This is a genomic window from Komagataeibacter oboediens (assembly GCF_018491655.1).
Taxonomy (GTDB): domain Bacteria; phylum Pseudomonadota; class Alphaproteobacteria; order Acetobacterales; family Acetobacteraceae; genus Komagataeibacter; species Komagataeibacter oboediens.
The window spans coordinates 44980-64167 of the sequence record NZ_JABLUU010000020.1; the positions used below are offsets into that span (position 1 = coordinate 44980).

17 protein-coding genes are annotated in these 19188 nt (G+C 57.1%); 14 read left to right on the plus strand and 3 right to left on the minus strand.

The window, feature by feature from the left end; translation table 11 throughout:
* The first annotated feature begins 8 nt into the window (after positions 1–8).
* From trbE to HNO79_RS14365, 7 genes are read left to right on the plus strand one after another with little or no spacing between them, the layout of a single operon-like run.
* Positions 9–2462: a conjugal transfer protein TrbE gene (trbE, locus tag HNO79_RS14335; RefSeq protein WP_214165659.1), complete on the plus strand. Its 2454-nt coding sequence runs from the start codon at positions 9–11 to the stop codon at positions 2460–2462.
* Complete coding sequence (gene trbJ / locus HNO79_RS14340) at positions 2459–3232, plus strand: P-type conjugative transfer protein TrbJ (protein ID WP_214165660.1); 774 nt, start codon at positions 2459–2461, stop codon at positions 3230–3232. The genes trbE and trbJ overlap by 4 nt, the downstream gene beginning before the upstream one ends.
* Positions 3233–3237: 5 nt before the next feature.
* Positions 3238–4623: a P-type conjugative transfer protein TrbL gene (gene trbL, locus HNO79_RS14345; RefSeq protein ID WP_214165661.1), complete on the plus strand. Its 1386-nt coding sequence runs from the start codon at positions 3238–3240 to the stop codon at positions 4621–4623.
* A gap of 5 nt (positions 4624–4628) precedes the next feature.
* Positions 4629–5312, plus strand: a complete 684-nt coding sequence (trbF, locus tag HNO79_RS14350) for a conjugal transfer protein TrbF (protein WP_214165662.1) — start codon at positions 4629–4631, stop codon at positions 5310–5312.
* Complete coding sequence (gene trbG, locus HNO79_RS14355) at positions 5309–6310, plus strand: P-type conjugative transfer protein TrbG (RefSeq protein WP_214165663.1); 1002 nt, start codon at positions 5309–5311, stop codon at positions 6308–6310. The genes trbF and trbG overlap by 4 nt, the downstream gene beginning before the upstream one ends.
* On the plus strand, positions 6307–7515 hold the full coding sequence (locus HNO79_RS14360) for a TrbI/VirB10 family protein (protein ID WP_214165664.1): 1209 nt from the start codon (positions 6307–6309) through the stop codon (positions 7513–7515). Before trbG ends, HNO79_RS14360 begins: the two co-directional genes overlap by 4 nt.
* On the plus strand, positions 7512–7784 hold the full coding sequence (locus HNO79_RS14365) for a DUF2274 domain-containing protein (RefSeq protein WP_214165665.1): 273 nt from the start codon (positions 7512–7514) through the stop codon (positions 7782–7784). Before HNO79_RS14360 ends, HNO79_RS14365 begins: the two co-directional genes overlap by 4 nt.
* A 26-nt stretch (positions 7785–7810) precedes the next feature.
* On the opposite strand, the gene HNO79_RS14370 is transcribed toward HNO79_RS14365, so the two are convergent.
* Together HNO79_RS14370 and HNO79_RS14375 are read right to left on the minus strand one after the other, a co-directional pair.
* Entirely contained in the window at positions 7811–8110 is a 300-nt protein-coding gene (locus tag HNO79_RS14370; protein WP_214165666.1) for a type II toxin-antitoxin system RelE/ParE family toxin, read from the minus strand.
* Positions 8097–8351, minus strand: a complete 255-nt coding sequence (locus HNO79_RS14375; protein WP_214165667.1) for a type II toxin-antitoxin system ParD family antitoxin — start codon at positions 8349–8351, stop codon at positions 8097–8099. The genes HNO79_RS14370 and HNO79_RS14375 overlap by 14 nt, the downstream gene beginning before the upstream one ends.
* A gap of 415 nt (positions 8352–8766) precedes the next feature.
* Here HNO79_RS14375 and HNO79_RS14380 point away from each other — a divergent pair, with 415 nt between their 5' ends.
* From HNO79_RS14380 to HNO79_RS14400, 5 genes are all read left to right on the plus strand, one after another.
* Positions 8767–9768: a toprim domain-containing protein gene (locus HNO79_RS14380; protein WP_214165668.1), complete on the plus strand. Its 1002-nt coding sequence runs from the start codon at positions 8767–8769 to the stop codon at positions 9766–9768.
* The gene (locus HNO79_RS14385) at positions 9765–13007 is read left to right on the plus strand and encodes an RNA-directed DNA polymerase (protein WP_214165669.1); all 3243 of its coding nucleotides are present in this window, start codon (positions 9765–9767) and stop codon (positions 13005–13007) included. The genes HNO79_RS14380 and HNO79_RS14385 overlap by 4 nt, the downstream gene beginning before the upstream one ends.
* Positions 12997–13908 (plus strand): carbon-nitrogen hydrolase family protein, encoded by a 912-nt coding sequence (locus tag HNO79_RS14390; protein WP_214165670.1) that lies wholly within the window; start codon positions 12997–12999, stop codon positions 13906–13908. Before HNO79_RS14385 ends, HNO79_RS14390 begins: the two co-directional genes overlap by 11 nt.
* A 64-nt stretch (positions 13909–13972) precedes the next feature.
* Complete coding sequence (locus HNO79_RS14395; RefSeq protein WP_214165671.1) at positions 13973–15331, plus strand: exonuclease domain-containing protein; 1359 nt, start codon at positions 13973–13975, stop codon at positions 15329–15331.
* A gap of 199 nt (positions 15332–15530) precedes the next feature.
* The gene (locus tag HNO79_RS14400; RefSeq protein ID WP_214165672.1) at positions 15531–16643 is read left to right on the plus strand and encodes a Fic family protein; all 1113 of its coding nucleotides are present in this window, start codon (positions 15531–15533) and stop codon (positions 16641–16643) included.
* A 50-nt stretch (positions 16644–16693) separates the two neighbouring features.
* On the opposite strand, the gene HNO79_RS14405 is transcribed toward HNO79_RS14400, so the two are convergent.
* On the minus strand, positions 16694–17860 hold the full coding sequence (locus tag HNO79_RS14405; RefSeq protein ID WP_214165673.1) for a site-specific integrase: 1167 nt from the start codon (positions 17858–17860) through the stop codon (positions 16694–16696).
* A gap of 509 nt (positions 17861–18369) precedes the next feature.
* Between HNO79_RS14405 and HNO79_RS14410 the strand changes: the two genes are divergently transcribed.
* Together HNO79_RS14410 and HNO79_RS14415 are read left to right on the plus strand one after the other, a co-directional pair.
* On the plus strand, positions 18370–18906 hold the full coding sequence (locus HNO79_RS14410) for a sigma-70 family RNA polymerase sigma factor (RefSeq protein WP_214165674.1): 537 nt from the start codon (positions 18370–18372) through the stop codon (positions 18904–18906).
* 107 nt (positions 18907–19013) lie between these two features.
* On the plus strand, positions 19014–19188 hold a 175-nt coding region (locus tag HNO79_RS14415; protein WP_214165677.1), incomplete at its 3' end, for a FecR/PupR family sigma factor regulator.

Genomic DNA, 19188 nt, shown 5'->3' on the forward strand with positions numbered 1-19188 from the left:
GCAGGGCCATGATGTCCCTTGGTGAATATCGTAGCCGCGCCGCCGTCCTGTCCGACTTCCTGCCCTGGGCCGCGCTGGTCGGGGAAGGCGTGGTTCTGAACAAGGATGGTTCTTTCCAGCGCACGGCGCGCATCCGAGGTCCCGATCTGGACAGCGCCACTCCGGCCGAACTGGTGGGCGTGACGGGGCGGCTGAACAGCGCCCTGCGGCGTCTGGGTTCGGGCTGGGCCGTGTTTGTGGAGGCGCAGCGCACCCCGGCGACCCTCTATCCCGAAAGCGATTTCCCTGATGCCGCCAGCCAGATGGTCGATCTGGAACGCCGGGAGGCCTTCGAGGATGAAGTCGTGCATTTCGAGAGCCGGTATTTTCTTACCTTGGTTTGGCTGCCGCCCGCGGAAACCTCGGGCCGTGCCGAGCGCCTGCTCTATGAAGGCATGGAGCGCGACGGGCATGATCCGCAGGGTCTGGTAAGGGGCTTTATCGACCGGACTGACCGTCTGCTGGCCCTGCTGGACGGTTTCATGCCCGAAGCCGCCTGGCTGAAGGACGGCAAGACGCTCACCTACCTGCATTCCACCATTTCCACTCGGCACCAGCGAGTCCGGGTGCCGGAAATCCCCATGCACCTCGACGCCCTGCTGGTAGATCAGCCCCTGGCGGGCGGTCTGGAGCCCAAACTGGGCGATGCCTTCCTCAAAACCCTGACGATCACGGGTTTTCCCAGCCGGACCTTTCCCGGCATTCTGGATGACCTGAACCGTCTGGCCATTCCCTATCGCTGGTCCACGCGGGCGATCCTGCTCGACAAGACCGATGCGACGAAGGTGCTGACGAAGATCCGTCGCCAGTGGTTTGCCAAGCGGAAATCCATCGTCGCCATCATTCGCGAGGTCATGACCAACGAGGCCTCGGTATTGGTGGACAATGACGCTTCCAACAAGGCGGCCGATGCCGATCTGGCTTTGCAGTCGCTGGGCGCCGACGATGTCGGGCAGGCCTATATCACTGCGACCGTCACGGTGTGGGATGGCTCTGCCTCGATCGCGGCCGAGAAGCTGCGTCTGGTCGAAAAGATCATTCAGGGGCGTGACTTCACCTGCATGGCGGAAAGCCTCAACGCGGTGGAGGCGTGGCTGGGATCATTACCCGGTCATGTCTACGCCAATGTGCGCCAGCCCCCGGTTTCAACCCTGAACCTTGCGCACATGATTCCGCTTTCTGCTGTCTGGGCCGGCCTTGAACGGGACGGGCATTTCAACGCACCCCCATTGTTTTACGGCAAGACAGCCGGGGCCACGCCCTTCCGGTTTTCCCTGCATGTTGGCGATGTCGGCCATACCTTGATCGCCGGACCGACAGGGGCGGGGAAATCCGTGCTGCTGGCGCTCATGGTCCTACAGTTTCGCCGCTATGCGGGCGCGCAGGTTTTCGCCTTCGATTTTGGCGGCTCGCTGCGGGCCGTGACACTGGCGATGGAAGGGGACTGGCATGATCTTGGTGGAGGCCTGACGGAACCGGAGGACGCAGATCATGGGGCAGGCGAACAGGCTAGCGGCGTCTCGCTTCAGCCGCTGGCCCGTATCGACGATCCGACCGAGCGGGCCTGGGCGGCGGAATGGCTGGGGCAGATCCTCGTCCGGGAAGGCGTTACCCTGACACCGGAGGTAAAATCTTATCTCTGGTCGGCCCTGAATTCCCTGGCATCGTCGCCCGCTCATGAACGGACCCTGTCAGGCGTGGTGGCGCTGCTTCAATCCAACGCTCTCAAGCAGGCGCTCGCTCCCTATTGCCTTGGTGGTCCTTATGGCCGGCTGCTCGACGCGGACGCTGAGCGGCTGGGTGAGGCCGACGTCGTGGTGTTTGAGACCGAAGGTCTGATCGGCTCCGGTGCGGCGTCATCGGTTCTCTCGTATCTGTTCCATCGCATCGAAGGCCGTCTAGATGGGCGTCCGACGCTGCTGGTCATCGACGAGGGCTGGCTCGTTCTGGATGACGGCGATTTCGCAGGGCAACTCCGGGAGTGGCTGAAAACCCTGCGTAAGAAGAACGCCTCGGTGGTGTTTGCCACCCAGAGCCTGTCCGATATCGCCAATTCCTCCATTGCTCCGGCGGTGGTGGAGAGCTGTCCCACGCGGATCTTCCTGCCCAACGAGCGGGCGATAGAACCGCAGATCGCGGCCATCTACCGCGATTTCGGGCTGAACGAACGCCAGATCGCCATCATCGCGCGCGCCGCATCGAAGCGGGAATATTACTGCCAGACCCGGCGGGGAAACCGTCTGTTCGAACTGGGGCTCGGGCCGGTCGCACTCGCCCTGTGCACGGCATCCGGGAAGGATGACCACCGTCTGATCGATCAGGTGCTGGCGGAACATGGGCGGGACGGTTTTCTCCCAGCCTGGTTCGAAGCGCGGGGTGTCATGTGGGCGGCGGACCTCCTGCGGGAAGGAGCCGTACCATGACGGAAAAACCTTTCCGTATCCGGGCAACGCATTTCCGTCCTGGATATGCGGCGGCTATGGGCGCCGCTCTGGTTTTTCTCATGCCGGTCATGCCTGCCTATGCGCAGTGGGCAGTGTATGACGGAGTCAACCATGTCCAGAATGTTCTCATCGCGGCACGGACCCTCCAGCAGATCGATAATCAGATCACCTCTCTGGCCAACCAGGCCCAGATGCTGGTCAATCAGGGACGTAATCTGGCGAGCCTGCCGCTATCGACTCTCTCGACGCTGCAATCGACGATTTCCCAGACCACGGCACTGCTCGCGCAGGCGCAGAACATTGCCTACAGCGTCCAGTCCGTCGAGCAGCAGTACCAGCAGTCCTACACTTCCGTCTCGTCGGGCATGTCCGACAGCGCCCTGTTCAGCCAGGCGCAGACACGGTGGCAGAATTCCGTGGGGGGGTTTGAGGACGCGCTGAAACTGCAGGCCCGCGTCGTGGGGAACATTCCTTCCGACAGCAGCGCCATGACCCAGCTTGTCTCGGCCAGCCAGACTTCCACGGGTGCCCTGCAGGCCGCGCAGGCTGGCAACCAGCTTATGGCCCTGCAGTCCCGGCAGCTTTCGGACATTCAGGCCGAGCTTGCCGCCAACGGCAGGGCTACGGCGCTGGAGCGGGCGCGGAATGCGGCAACGGAAGCGCAGAGCGAGGCGCAGTACCAGCATTTCGCGCAGCATGACGCCTACACTCCCGGCATGGTGTCCATGTTCGGCAGCAGCGGGAACTGACCGCCATGGCGATGGGCAATGTGGGCGTTATCGACACCTTCCTGAATACCTTCACCACCACCATCGATACGGGTTTCGGTCTGGTGAAGGGAAATGTGATCTCGCTGGCAGGTACGCTGTCGGTGCTGGACATTGCTCTTGCCGGCCTGTTCTGGGCCTGGGCGGCGGACGAGGATGTCATTCAGCGTCTGGTGAAAAAGACCCTCTATATCGGGTTCTTTTCCTTCCTGATCAGCAATTTTTCCAGCCTGTCGAAGACCGTCTTTGACAGTTTCGCCGCCCTTGGCCTGAAAGCCGGTGGGGGTACGCTGTCGCTGGACCAGTTCCTGCGGCCCGGTCGGCTGGCCCAGACCGGGTTCGATGCGGCGCAGCCGCTGCTGGACTCAGTCCATAAGCTTCTTGGTCCTGTCGCGTTCTTTACCAATTTCGCGCAGATCTTCGTGCTCTGCCTGTCCTGGCTGATCGTGCTCGCCGCGTTCTTCATTCTGGCCGTGCAGCTCTTTGTCGCCCTGATCGAATTCAAGCTGACCACGCTGGCAGGGTTTGTGCTGATCCCGTTTGCCCTGTTCAACCGCACGGCTTTCCTTGCCGAGAAGGTCATGGGCAATGTTGTCTCTTCGGGCGTGAAGATCATGGTGCTGGCCGTGATCAGCGCCATTGCCGCCACGCTGTTCAGCCAGTTCACCACCTCCTATGGCGATGTGCAGCCCACGGTCGGGCAGGCCCTGTCCGTGGTGATCGCCTCACTGGCCATTGTGGGCCTTGCGATTTTCGGGGGCAGTCTGGCCAACGGGCTGATCGCTGGTGCCCCCCAGCTTGGCGCAGGTGCCGCTGTCGGCACGGGCATGGCCGTCGCTGGTATGGGAGCTGCTGCCGTGGCGGGCGTCGGCGCGGCTGTTTCTGGTGGTGGGGCAGCTCTGGCCGCCACGGCGGCAGCCGCGCGGGGAGGGGCGGCCGTAGCAGGCGCTGCATCAACAGCCTACACGCTAGGGTCCGCGACAGCGGCTGGCGGGAGCGCTGGTGCCCGGATGGCTGCTGGTGTGGGCGGCATTGGCCGGGCGGCCGGGTCTGCGGCTGCAGGCGCTGTGAAAAATAAGGCCGCCAGTGCCGTCAGCACCATGAAAGATAGTTTCTCATCGGGCGGCAAGGCGGCCTTTACCGCGACCGGTGGCCGGACAACCGGTTCAAGTGGTGGCGCCGCTGAGACGGGGGCATCGGCAGGCGGAACGGGGTCATCCTCGTCAGCATCATCCGCCAGCGAGCCTCCGCGCTGGGCAAGCCGCATGAAGCGCCGGCAGGCGGCGGCCCATGCCGCCGAGGCCGCCCATGTCATCCGCTCCGCCGATGGCGGGGGCGGATCTTCCTCCATTGATCTGTCGGAAAAGGAATGAGGACGATGTTCCGTCGCTCCACGGTGCGCTACGGCACGACGCCGGAGCCGGTTACCCCCTATCAGAAAGCCGCCCAGATCTGGGATGAACGCATCGGTTCCGCCCGCGTGCAGGCCCGCAACTGGCGGCTGATGGCGTTTGGTTCGCTGTTCCTGTCCGCAGGCCTCGGGGCCGGGCTGGTCTGGCAGTCCGCACGCGGCACCATCACGCCGTGGGTCGTGCAGGTGGACCATCTGGGCGAGGCGCAGGTCGTGGCGCCTGCGACAGCCGCCTATGTGCCGACCGACCCGCAGATTGCCTGGTATCTGGCTCGGTTCATCGAGGATGTCCGCGGTCTGTCCTCCGATCCCGTGGTGGTGCGGCAGGACTGGCTGCGCGCCTACGCTTTCACCACCACGTCCGGTGCCCAGGCGCTCAACGATTATGCCCGTCAGAACGATCCCTTTGCCCGCATCGGGCATGAGCAGGTCGAACTGGACGTGTCGTCCGTCATCCGGGCGTCGCCCGCGAGTTTCCGGATTGCCTGGGTCGAGCGGCATTACCGCGACGGGGCCTTTGTCGGCACCGAGCGCTGGACCGCGATTGTCTCGGTCAGGCTCAGCCCGCCGCGTGATGCCGATCACCTGCGGAAAAATCCCCTTGGTGTTTTTGTCTCCGCCATCAACTGGTCGAAGGAGCTGGGCCAATGATCCGTCGCGCTCTTCGTGTCCTGCCGCTGCTGATCCTGCCCCTGGCCGGATGCGCGCAGCATTACCATCCGCCGGTCATCCGCTACGATGATGCCGTGCAGGCCACGAGTCTGCCGGACCCGCCGAAACCGGTGCGGGTGGTGGAAGTCCCGAAACCGCTTCCCTTGCCGGGACAGCTTAAGCCGTTGCCTTCACGACGTGCGGTCCATCCGGCCCCCGAAGTCGCCGATCCCACAGCGCGTGTGACGCAGGCCAATCTGGCCGCGCGCATCCAGCCCAAGCGGGCTGGATTCATCAATGCGGTGCAGGTCTATCCCTATTCTCCGGGTGCCCTCTATCAGGTTTACACCTCACCCGGCGAAATCACAGACATCATGCTTCAGCAGGGTGAAAAGCTGGTCGGCACTGGGCCGGTTGCTGCCGGTGATACGGTGCGCTGGATCATTGGCGATACCGAAAGCGGGGCAGGGGCGACAAAACGCATCCATATCCTGGTCAAGCCGACGCGGCCGGATCTGACTACCAATCTGATCGTCAACACGGATCGGCGGACCTATCTGGCGGAACTGCGCTCCACGCCCGCGATTTACATGGCATCAGTGTCGTGGGACTATCCCGAGGATGACCTGATTGCTCTGCATCGGCAGGAGAGCGCCGCCGATGATGCTACCCCTGTGGATGCAGGGTTGGATCTGAATGCCCTGAATTTCCGCTACGCCATCCAGCCGGTGAAAGGCGGCACACCGCCCTGGCTGCCCAGCCGGGCCTTCGATGACGGCCATAAGGTCTATATCGCCTTTCCGTCTGGCATAGGGCAGGGGGAACTGCCCCCGCTGTTCGTGCTGGGAGCTGATGGCGGCCCGGAACTGGTCAACTACCGGGTGCGGCAGAACTGGATGATCGTGGACCGGCTGTTTGCGGCGGCGGAATTGCGCTTGGGCGACAAACATTCCGAGCAGCGGGTGCGCATCTTACGCACCGATGGACGGCGGACATGACGGACGGGCAGGAGGAACGCCGGGACGAAAGAGGGGAGGGCGGCACAGAAAATGCATCCCCAGCGGTCCCGCCATCGCCGCCCGATCTGCGTCTACGGGCGGAACGACCGCGTGTCGTGCGTCTGTCGCGCTATGTTGTCTGGGGTCTGGCGGGCACGGGCATGATCGGGATTGGTCTGGCGCTGGGCTACGCGCTGCAGAATTCCGCCCGGCAGGGACCAGCGTTCGCCGTGCAGGATTCTGATGTGCGACCTTCGGCCGATGGGCTGGATGCCCTGCCAAAAGATTATACGGGCGTGCCCAGGCTGGGGCAGCCTTTGCCCGGTGATCTGGGCAAACCGATCCTGAAGGCACAGCAGGAAGGCAGGGCCGGACCGGTTTCGGGCATGGGTGACCGGCGCGCTGAACAGGAAGTCGAAGCAGCCATCACCAGCAAGCTGTTCGTGCAGACGCAGGATGCCGGGCGGCAGGACAGCGCATCTGCCCCTACGTTGCCCTCAACCGGGAATAACGCTCCGACTGCCCTTGCGAGCACAAACGACCGGCAGGCCGCCAACCGCGCCTTTCTGGCGGGACAGCCCGATCGTGTGACGGTCAGCCCGGATCGTCTGGCGCTGCCTGTTTCCCCATACGTCATTCAGGCGGGAACAGTGATCGCGGGCGCGCTCAACTCGAAAGTCAGTTCGGATCTGCCGGGGCAATTGATCGGGCATGTGACGCAGAACGTCTATGACAGTCCGACTGGGTGCTACCTGCTTGTGCCCCAGGGCAGCACGCTGTTTGGCACCTATAACAGCAGCGTCTCTTTCGGACAGCAGCGCACGCAGGTGATCTGGACCCGTCTCATCCGTCCCGATGGTGAGAGTATCGTGCTCGACAGGATCCCGGGTGCGGATGCGATCGGTCAGACCGGGCTCAAGGATATAGTGGACCAGCACTGGGGCCAGCTTTTCAGGGCAGCATTGGTGACAACCATGCTGAGCGTTGGGTCTGAAGCCGGGACATCATGGGGTGAGAACAACCTGCTTCAGGCGATCCGCAGCGGGGCGAGCAACGGGTTTTCCATGGTGGGAAACCGCCTGATCGACCGCAGTATGGATATCCAGCCCACGCTGACCGACCGGCCGGGTCTGCCGTTCACGCTGATCGTCAATCGCGATCTGGTTTTGAAACCCTGGCATCCGCATGAAGGAGCAGCACCATGACAAAACTCCGTATCAGCACCATTCCTGACAGCCGGCCGGTCAAACTGACGATCGAACTGCCAGCCGAGATACATCGTGACCTACTGCTGTATGCTGAACTGGTCTCGGAAAAAGCAGGTGAGGCGGCAGATGCCATCCCCGATACGGCCCGGCTGGTGCCGCTCATGGTCGGGCGTTTCATGGAAACCGATCGGGTCTTCCAGAAACAGCGGCGGGGCAGAAAGCCAGCATCTGCAGCAGGAACGACAGGCGTCTCCAACGAAGGGTAAAGCAGGTTTGGTGCGCACAAGCAGCGTCAGTCTGTTTCCATAAACCGCTCCCAGCGCCGTAGTCGAGGCAGCACGCGGACGATCAGAACCCCGTCGTCGTCAATGAGATAGAGGATATGGTGAGCCCGATGACGATGCAGTCTTATCGTTGGGTCGAACTCGCGACGTTCCGGCGCAAGCTGCGGATGTGAGGCAATAAGGTCGAACGCGTCCGCCAGTCCTGTATGGTAGGTTTCGGCCCGCCGTGGCCCGAAATCCCTCACGCCCTGCGTATAGATGTTGACGATGTCGTCTTCGGCGAGCCGTGTTTTTCTACAGGTCGGCATCCGTCGTCCCGGCAGCCGCGCGAGCATCCTGCAGCAATTGCTTCATGCTCCTGGTCCCGATGCCACTACGCAGACCGGCCGTGATGTGGGCCTGAACCTCATCATGCGCGGCACGGGCTTCCTGATCACGCCGGATTAGGTCGCGGACATAGTCGCTCGCATTGCTGTAGCGTCCCGTCCTGGCCTGAGCCTCTACCCATTCCTTCATGGGGTCGGGCAGGGATACGTTCATTGTTGCCATCGGTGCCTCCAAACTTGGATTTGGCAATTCCTGCCAATCTTTGTCAATGAAATTTGGCCTGCGTGGCATTTTGGTTCTGGCTAAAGTGTTGCGTCCAAGTGACGTATTCATGCAATCATCAATGTCTACGTTTTCATGTGAATTAGGAAAGTTCGTAATATAAAACAATTGCGTAGAATATTTATCGTATAAATTCGAAAATCTAATAAATTTATCTAGATGTATATCGATTGCTTTGGGTGAGCAATGACATATCAGATACAGTTTACTCTTTGTGAACCACGCTATACGGCAAACGGTGCGGTGAGGATGTAATTTTGTTTTCGTTCAGGTCGTATATGCGCTAAGCAGAATTATGAAAACGAGGGATGATACCGAGGCATTGAATAGCCTCACGGTGCGTGCTGTCGGAGACATGCTTGGTCTCAAGTTGCCGACCTCAGGAACAACACGCTGTCCACTTCCGGACCATGAGGACAGGACGGCGTCATTTGATATACGGCGCGGCGGCCTTCGCTGGATTTGTTATGGCTGCAACCAGCGAGGCGGTGCGATTGATCTCGTCAAATCCTGCAAAGGAATGACATTTCTCGAAGCTAAGCGTTGGCTCGCGGCGCAGAGCGGTTTGGGATTTTCTCTAACGGAACGTCGGCGACATCGGGCAATTGCAAAACATTGCAGTCGAGCGGTTGTACCTGTTGCTGCGCCAAAGGAAGAAGAGGAAACGCCGCCGGATCATACAGTTTATGCGGCTTTGCTCAAGCATGCTCATCTCCTGCCAGCAGGGGCTGAATATCTACACGGCCGTGGCTTCCAAGATTCTACCATTGCAGACTTTAGAATTAGCCAGATGCCTAGCATCACTGTCATTCGGTCTCTTATTGCAGAATTTGGATTCGCCCGAGTAGAGGCCGCTGGGCTGCTAACCAAAAGTTCAACGCCGGACAGGTATTGGGCAATCTTGCCTGAGGGTGCACTGCTACTTCCCTATATGGAAGCAGGACGGATCGCCTACTTTCAGGCGCGGATTCTAGAAAACGGTGCCAAAAAAGATCGCTGGCGCAACCTCAACCATCGGCACCGGCGGCTCTATAATGTCGACGTGCTTTTTAACCCGCAAATCAGACACGTTGCGATTTGCGAGGGTGCGATGGACGTGATTGCTGCCGCGCAGCTGGGACGTCAGGCCATTGGCCTGATCGGCGTCAGTATGAGGCTGTCGCCAAAAGAGATGATTGCTCTGCGTGGCAAGCAGGTCGATTTGCTTCTGGACTGGGACGATGCTGGCGATCGACGCGCCGCCGACCTTCGTAAGGAACTTGCGCGTTTTGGCGTGGCAGCGACGCGCAAATCGGCGCCATCAAGTGGAGCGAAGGACGTCAATGATTATCTCCGGGAGGGGAACAGTCGGTTATGAATGCGTATGAGCGATTACTGCTCCCCGAAAATCTAAACTATGCTTGGGTTAAAGCGAAAAATCTTTATCGTATGGCCGATGGATATATCGACACCGGTGAAATCGCGGCATTCGAACTTGATCTTGAGCGACGATTGGAGGACATCCGGCGACAGTTCGAAAAAGGTAGCTATCGACTGAAGCCGCTCCGGCCGCTTCCTCGCCCCAAGAAAATTTGTGGTGAGCAGGCCATTAATCGCCAATATTACCATGTCGCGATTGAAGACCAGGTAGCATGGATCGCGTTGGTGAATGCTCTAGGTCCCAATCTCGATCAAATGATGGAACCTTGGAGCTACGGAAACCGCCTCTACCGACCTGCTTGGTATGAGAAAGACGAGGAGAGTAATTCGCATCTTGAGATTGGTCCCTATCGTCATGCCAGCGGACATCTCTATCGCAAATTCCAGCATAGTTGGCCTCTCTTTCGCCGCCACATCTCGTTGACTGCACGTATGATGGCGTTCCACCGAAAATTGCACCGTGACGAAATGGACGAGCCAGACCAACTTGCGGAGATAACTGCTGAGCGCACCGAACTAATCTATTTTAAGCCTGAATTTTGGGTACAACAGAAAAAATCGTCTAAAACCGATCTTTATTATGCTTCGATTGATCTCAAGCAGTTTTTTCCTGATTTAAAAGTTGAGGGAGTGCTCAGGGGCCTTACTATGGCAGGAGGAATGGCGGAACCACAGATTGCCAATATTGTAACTAAGATGTTGGATTTTCAGATTGACACGTCGGGAATGCCCGATGCCGCATTTGAAAATGTCGAGCCACCTTTTCTGAAGACCAGCGTCAAAGGTATTCCGACTGGCCTTTTTGTCGCCGGCTTTCTGGCCAACGCTGCAATGTTTCCCATTGATCGTCTTGTAGCGACACAACTTGCTCAACAGCGTAATGTCGCCCATTTTCGATTCGTCGACGATCATACGATTATTGCTTATGACTTTGATGTGCTGTGTAACTGGATTCTTTGGTATGAGCGACTGCTTAAGACGCAGGACATAGGCCCCAAAATTAACGAGGAGAAATACGATCCTGAGAATTTGGGCTCTTGGCTGAGCCACCTGAAATCGGGGGCGTCTATTGCTGATTCTCAGGATAAAAAGGGGGGCGATCTTCGAGCGTCCGCGATGCATGAAGCAAAGCTCGACGGGAAAAACCCGACCAAGTTGATGACCAAGACACTTGCTCAAGTCTCAGCGATTGCGGCTACCGACATCCACATTTTGGATGACGGAGATCTAGGCGAACGGCTGAAAATGCTTGAATGGCTATTACTTGCCGACATTCCGGAGAGGGAAATTCGTCCCGATACAAGGGCCGCATTTGCTGCCGGACAGATAGCTTCTCTTGTTCCAGTGCTAATCCAGGAAGCAAATGGGCTTGTCGACACGGCTCGCGATGTCGCTGCTTATGAATTGCAGCGCCCAAAAACTGGACAAGCGACTGCTGATGAGCAGAAGTGCTATGAGGAAAAACTAGAAGAGCTTAAGAGTAAACTTCGCGCTTGTGAAAATAATCAGGAACACAGCGAGCATGCTATTATGGATCGTTGTTTTAGGCTCCTGCTCCAGTCCCTACGTGAGCATCCGGGTAAGCCTCGTCTCTTTTATCGTATCCATCAATATTGTCGTGTGACAGGTCATCAAGGCCTAGCCTCCGTTTCGGAGTGGCTGGAGGATATGCGCGTCGCCAACCATCACAGTTGGGCAGACTATTATATTGCTCTTTCTTTTCAACTCATGGCTGCTGGCCTTCTAACTACTGCACGCCGCCTCCTCGCAAATATTTCCCTTCGTTCAGATGTGAAAGCATCCGTCAATTACCTCAAAGATGTTGCTGGGCTCAATATTGGTGTGTATTGCGTACCGCAAAACCGGGAAACTTGGTATCATGCGATGGGCCGCCGCGAGTTCGGCGTGGCGTTGATTCAGGTAGCTCAAATGCTTTTGGGTCATTCCCAACATGTTGAGCTTGCGCAACGCTTGGCAGCACTTTCGAAGGCCTATGTAAATGTGCAGCCGGGTAACTCTGCCGATATGTGGCTCGCGGAGACTGGTTATACGCCGGGCGTATGGGCGCATCTTGCTGAGGAGATACTATCAGCTAATTCGCAGCCTTCACCAGCGTGGTCGGCTCTAGTTCCTTCTTTCTCATTTGACCAATGGAGTGATCTACAGGGAGCACGCCGATACCCTGAATATATTCCTTCAGCCGCATGGACGCAGTTACTCAACATGTCCGCCCCACTTCCAAAAAATGACTCCGCGTGGCTCTACGAGGTGATTAACGGCGATCCACAGAGATGTGCCGAAGCAAAGATAGCAAGAAAAGTGGCGTTCACCCAAGCGGCACGAGCCCAGACCTCGCCCCCCACTTCCTCAATGACCGTTAGCGAATGGACGGCCAGTATCCGTAGCTGCAGTCCGTTTGATCCGCGTCGTGGAGAATGGACAGCGCTAGAGATCACGGCGCAATTGCTTGAGGATGCGACATCTACAGGGGGCGATGAGGCGATTCTCGATCGGCTGCACCCCAACAATGTGTTGCTGCCTCGGGCGTGGGTTGACTGCTCGGCTTGCGATCACGACCGAACCGAACTCAGTTGGGAAGAATGGCGACGGAATGTGCGTAATGATGGCAAAGCCGTACGGTTGCGTGATACTCGTACATCTCTTTCAGATTATCGTTATGCTCTCAGCAGCAAGATAGGAGTGCCTATAGCTGCTTCCGAGAAGCGACTGGCTGCAGTCGGTCGTCTCCTCTTCGGGCTTCTTCGTAACGATCACGCCGCGCCTCGTATCTGGAACCTCAGAGGTAATGAACTGGTCGTTCCACTGCCACGAGGACGGTGGTTCGAATTTCTTGCTATTTCCTCTTGGACGACACAAATCCTGGAAGCCTGTCTAGGCGCAAGATCTGCGGAAAGTCGTGCGATCACTCGCACGCCGAGCCTGTTCGGTTGGCACGACGGCGATAAGCCGAATGATGCCGATTTCGATGGTCCAACTATATTTAGTTCGACGGATCTACTGGAACAAATTAGGCAGGCGCAACAAATTCTTGAAGACAATCAGCTTGCTGTGGCCCGTAACCAGCCTCGTCAGGTCATTCCTTTCCGTCTTACCGATTTTGCTGCTGGTGTGGAGAACGTTGATATAGTCAGCGAAGGAGATCCAAATGCTCAATGAGCGGCTTCATATCGGCGTAATTCAGACCTCACTCAATGCTAATACTGCTTGGGTCGATGACAAGAGTGGCAATTGGAAAAATTGTGTTCACATGTCAGAAATTGAGGAACGAAGGGCAAAGAAAGAAATCCGACACTTCTTCGCCTCGCTGCGTGGGCTCGATCATCGGCCGGATATCATTTTGCTTCCTGAACTGTCAGTACCGCTTGGTTTCGAGCCTCAACTAAAACGCGCTGCTGAAAAACTTGAGGCTATTGTCATCGCCGGACTGGATTACAGGATAGAAACCGGCGAGTTGCAGCCCACTGTGTCGAATGAAGCGGTGGTCATTGTTCCGCGAAGGTTGCGCGGTCGTCAGATTGCCCGGCGGACCGAAGTAAGACGGGTTGGCAAGACCTATCCCGCTCCGTCCGAAGAAAAAAAGCTTAAGAGTATTACGGGCACGGGCGTCGCCTTTCTCGCTCATCCGACCGTTTGGATATTCGAGAGCTCCGATCTCGGAAAGTTTGCAGTTGCAATCTGCTATGATTTCATGGATCTCGACCGGATAGTCATGTATCGTAACAAGATACAGACATTGTTTATTCTGGCCTATAACCGCGACACCACGTCGTTTGATCATCTGGCGGAAGCCCTTTCGCGGATGTTGTTCTGCAATGTGGTCGTTTGCAATTGTGGTCAATTCGGTGGCTCGCTTGCAGTGAGTCCGTTCCGCGAACCGTTCCGCCGTTCGATATACCGTCACGTTGGGCAACGACTTCCTCATGCACAACTCGTAGCGCTACCACTCGCAGCACTTGCCGCACATCAGGCAGGTTCGACCAACAAAGATTTCAAGAGTCTACCACCTGGCTTCGGAGTCTTTTCTCCTTCACTGACGACAAAGACCGAGGCGATATGAACGCTTGTCGGCTTTTGCCCTGCTATCGTAACGCCATCAATTTCGGAAAGGCCGTTTTCGTCAGATGAGAAATTTCATTTTCTACGATCTCGAAACGACTGGAACCAATATTGTTTTTGACCAGATAATGCAGTTTGGTGCGGTCTTGACTGACCGAAATCTGGTCGAACTCGATCGTTTCGAAATTCGTTGCCGACTTCTTCCGTGGATTGTTCCGGCGCCAGGTGCGCTTCTCGTGACAGATACCGACGTTCGTCTCCTCGATGACCCGACTTTACCCGACTTTTATTCAATGATGCGTGCGATCGCTCAGCAGCTCAATGCATGGGGAAGGGCAACTTTTGTAGGCTACAACTCGATACCTTTTGATGAACCTTTCTTGCAGCGCGCTTTCTGGCAGGCGTTGCTTCCGCCTTATGTGACTGTGACTGGTGGTAATTCCCGTCTCGATCTCTTGGTAATTCTCCGTGCTGCCTCTACTTTTCGCTCTAGCGTTCTAATAGTACCGCATCGAGATGATGGGATGCCAACCTATCGTTTGGATGTGCTGGCTCCCTTTAACGGGTTCAACGCACATCATGCCCATGATGCGATGGGTGATGTCGAAGCAACACTCTTCTTAGCTCGGAAGTTAAAAACTGGTTTTTCAGAACTATGGGAAAAGCTAAGTGGCCGTGCCTCTAAATCTGTAATTTCATCGTTATTGGATGCTGGCGAACCGCTATTTCTCTTCCATCATGGTGCTAAGCCCTCGTTGTCTTGTTACTATCGAGTGGACGACGGTCGGCTGCGTTCGCATGCAACATTAGCCAGACTTTCATTCGACTGGAAAGGTGCAAGCATACTGTCAGTAGACAATTCAGGAGCTATGCGTCAAATGCTTCGCCGTGTCGCACTTAACAAGGCTCCAGTTGTTTTAACGCTTGAGGAAGCCGAAAATTTTGCGAGTGTCATACCCACAGACTTAGAACTCGCACAGGCCTCTTTCCTTGCAAGCGACCGTTCTTATTGCGCTGATTTGGCGGAACTCCTAGGGCCGTTATCAGCTTCTCCAACGGCGAATGGTGCTCAAGTCGAGGAAACCATCTTTGACGGGTTTGCCAGTAACTGTGACGCTAAACTTATGGCCGAATTTCACAGGGCCGCACCGCCGGAGCAACTCGAGATCGCAAAAGCTTTTGAGGACGTTCGCTTCCGCCGTCTCGCGATGCGTATCCTCTATGTGCAAGCGCCGCAGATATTGACACTGCGTGAGACCCGGCCGATCGATGCTGGGATTGCAAGACGTCTTGAAGGAGAACCTGGTGGCCAGCCTTGGCGATCACTAGGTGATGCGAGAAAGGAGCTTACATCCTGCTCCTTTAAGATGTCTTCGGAATCTAAGCAGAGCATTTCGAACTGGCTGGCTGAACGCGCCGTTTAGAGAAATAGAGCATCTTGGCTGTTTGGTCTAATGCCAATTTTTACATTCAATGGAGAAAGCTTTTTTTGGTATCGTCGAGTAAGACGGTTATACGGCTTGCGTTCGAGAATGACAGAGTTATTTGCCGCACATTGCGCGTATATAATCTTGCGGTTTGCGGTGATTAAGCGCCATATTCTCCGCAAGGAGTGCAGGGAATATGGCGCGATACGTTTATCAGCATGAAGACTGGCCCGGCTTCCAGTGGGACAAGGATACGATTGCCCATGAACTGGCCGCAGTGCGTCATCGGCAGGGACGCCTCCTCGGACGTATGGAAAGTCTTGGCTTCGATTTCAGGTCGGAGGCCGTGCTCCAGACCCTTACGGAAGATGTCATCAAGTCGAGCGAGATCGAGGGCGAAAACCTCGATCGTGAGCAGGTAAGGTCTTCCATTGCCCGGCGACTGGGCATGGATATTGGCGCGCTGGCACCGGTGGATCGGGATGTCGAAGGCGTTGTGGAGATGATGCTGGATGCGACCAGGCATTATGCTGATCCGCTGACCGAGGAAAGGCTGTTCGCCTGGCATGCGGCTTTGTTTCCCACTGGCCGAAACGGCATGTCACGCATTCTGGTCGGAGAGTGGCGCGATGACAGAACCGGCCCGATGCAGGTCGTGTCAGGCCCTGTCGGACGAGAGAAGGTTCATTATGAGGCGCCGATAGCCAGCAGGGTGCCCGCAGAGATGCAGGTCTTCCTCAACTGGTGCAATGCTGGGCAAGCGCTGGATCCTGTGCTGAAGGCAGCCATCGCACATTTGTGGTTTGTTACCATTCATCCGTTTGAGGATGGAAACGGGCGCATGGCACGGGCCATCGGCGACCTCATGCTGGCGCGCTCGGAACACACAGATCAGCGTTTCTATAGCCTGTCAGCCCAGATCCGTCAGGAGCGGAAGGATTATTATGCAATCCTTGAGGCCACCCAGAAAGGGGATATGGACATCACGGTCTGGCTGCACTGGTTTCTGGGGGCTCTGGATCGCGCCTTTGATCGCGCTGAGCTGGTCCTGGGAAAAGTCATCCAGAAAGCCCGTTTCTGGGACAATCTGGCCGGGCAATCGATCAATGACCGGCAACGTCTTATGCTCAACCGTCTGCTCGATGGGTTTGAAGGCAAGCTGACCTCATCCAAATGGGCGAAGCTGGCGAAAACGTCACCGGATACAGCCCTGCGTGATATCAATGATCTCGTATCGCGCGATATTCTGGCCAGGGAGGCTGCAGGAGGAAGGAGCACCAGCTATGTGCTGGTTGTTCCCGAGACGTAAAACGCGGATCGATGCTGACGGACAGGCCGTTGATTGGGTACCATCGGTATTCAGGCCTGTATCCTTGCATCGGTGAGCGCGGATGAAATGCGCTGGGCGACCTGATCCGTCGAGCGTTTGACATTTTCCCGCTTCAGGTGGGCGTAGCGGGAGGTGGTCTTGATGTCGCTATGGCCCAGCATCCGGCCGATCATTGTCAGGTCCGCTCCCATCTCCAGGGCATCCGATGCAAAGGAATGACGGAGATCGTGGAGCCTGACGCCATCCAGCCCTGCCGCCTTGCGGATACGACGCCATGGCTTTTGCAGGTCAGTGAGATATTCGCCAGCCTTGCGTCCGGTGATGACAAAGGGATTGTCGGGCAGGCGAGGGGTGGCCTTCAGGACATCAACCGCTGCCGTGCCTAACTGGACTGTTTTTGCTCCGGTTTTGCTGTCTGGAAGGCGCAGTTCTGCTTCACCTAGCCAGACATGCGCCCATTGAAGTGTCTGGATTTCCCGTAACCGGCAACCCGTGAGGGCAAGCAGGCGAATGGCCCGTGCGGCTTCGGGCATATCTTCGGCGGCCTCGTCGAGGCTGTTGCCCAGGCGCGCATACTCTTCTCTGGTGAGGAAACGTTCTCGTCTTTCCTCCCGGTAGCGTTTGACACCCCGGCATGGATTCACACCGTCCTGGCGGATACCCCATAGATCGGCAAGGCTGAACATCTTTGACAGAATGCCCAGCGTCCGGTTGGCCTGATAGGGGATATGGCGGAAGCTGCCGTGGAATTCGACGACTTCAGCCCGTGAGAGGTCGGCCATCCGCCAGCTTCCGAATTTCGGGACAATGAACAGTTCCACCGAGCGCCTGTATTCTCCCCGTGTTCTGGGTTTCAGGTGGACATCGACATATTCGTCGAGAAAGCGCCTGGAGAAACTCGCGACAGTCATGGCCTTGCGGTCATCGGACCGTTTGTCCGCCGGATTTTCCCCAGTATGAACCCGTGCGAGGATCCTGATGGCTTCATCACGGGCGAGATCCGCCGTCCATGGGCTGCCATGCTGGCCAATCGTGTAACGCCGCAGCCTCCCGCCAGAGCGGTAGTGAATGACGTAGACCTTGCGGCCCGATGGCCAGACCCGGACCGCAAAGGCCGGGATGCTGTCATCCCACAGGAAATAATCTTTTGCTTCGGGCGTCGCCGCCGTGACGGTTTTCTTGTTGAGCCGGGCCATTCTCGCCTCCACCGCAGGAAACACATAGGAAACAGATGAGAGCGCAACCGAGCGTAGTCGGTGAACGAATGACGTATCCCGACGGGGCTATTTTTCAAGGAAAAACAAAGGGTTTTCGTGGTCCGGCGCTATTCTGTCGGTACGGGCGCTGGCCAGCGTAGGCTAAAAAATCTTTCTCATAACCTGAAGGCCGCAGGTTCAAATCCTGCCCCCGCAACCAAAATTACTAAATAAAATCAAACGCTTAGGCCGCCTCATGGGCGGCCTTTTGCGTTTCTCCCCCACAAACTGGAATCATATAGGAATCATCCGGCGGAGAATTCCCGCGTAGTTTCCGGACGCGTGGGGTGTGATACGGGCGGGTAGGGAAGGGCGAGAATCGGCCCAGGCCTCCCAATGCGGGGCCGACCCGCGAACCTTCTCATTGCCTTCCAGGCAGTCCTCACGTAGCTACCAAATAAGAATGGTTCTTAATGTGGTGAAGCGGATTCGTATGACCACGTGATGAAATGGACAGTGCACCTTTGGGCAGCGAGAAGGACAATCTGAGTCTGTTCGTGCAGAACCGTAAACGGTTGGTCGATTACGCGACAACTGTCACCGGAACTACGACGCAAAGTGAGGATATCGTTCAGGAAGCATGGGTTCGTTTCTCGACGGTTTCCCAGGCTGATCCGAATTTTGTCCGTGAACCATTACGCTACCTATTCCGCATTGTCAGAAATATTGCTCTCGACGGTAGACGGGCACACATCAGCCGTAGCCGTTATGTGATCTCTGACAATGGAAGCGAGACGACTCATCTTCAGCCAGATGAACGAGCCGTTCCGGAAGTCGAGATTTTGCATCGCCAGCAACTGGCTATTGTGCGGGATGCTCTGGCTGAACTTCCTGAGCGCACGAGAATGGCAGTGGAACTGCACCGTCTTGAAGGATTGAAGACGAGGGAGGTTGCCGCATGGTTGGGTATCTCCTTAACGCGGGCGCATACTCTGATTGCCGAAGGCGTTGCACATTGCCGGAGACGTCTGAAGTCGTCCCCGTAAATCATTATAGAAAAAAATCTACGCTGCTTCGTTTATGAAGTGGGGAGTGAGTTCGTCCATGTCTGGGCATGCGGCGGCCAACATGATGCTTGAGTATCGGGAGAGGAATGACCGCAGGGACAGAGAGCGAAGACGAACGGGCGACAAGGGAGGCAACGGACTGGCTTATCTTTTTGGAAGATGAGCCTGACGATCCCGATCTGCGCGCCCGTTTCGCTGACTGGCTTTCGGCTCACCCAGCCAACAGAAAAGCATGGGCCGAGACGGCGCAGGCATATGACC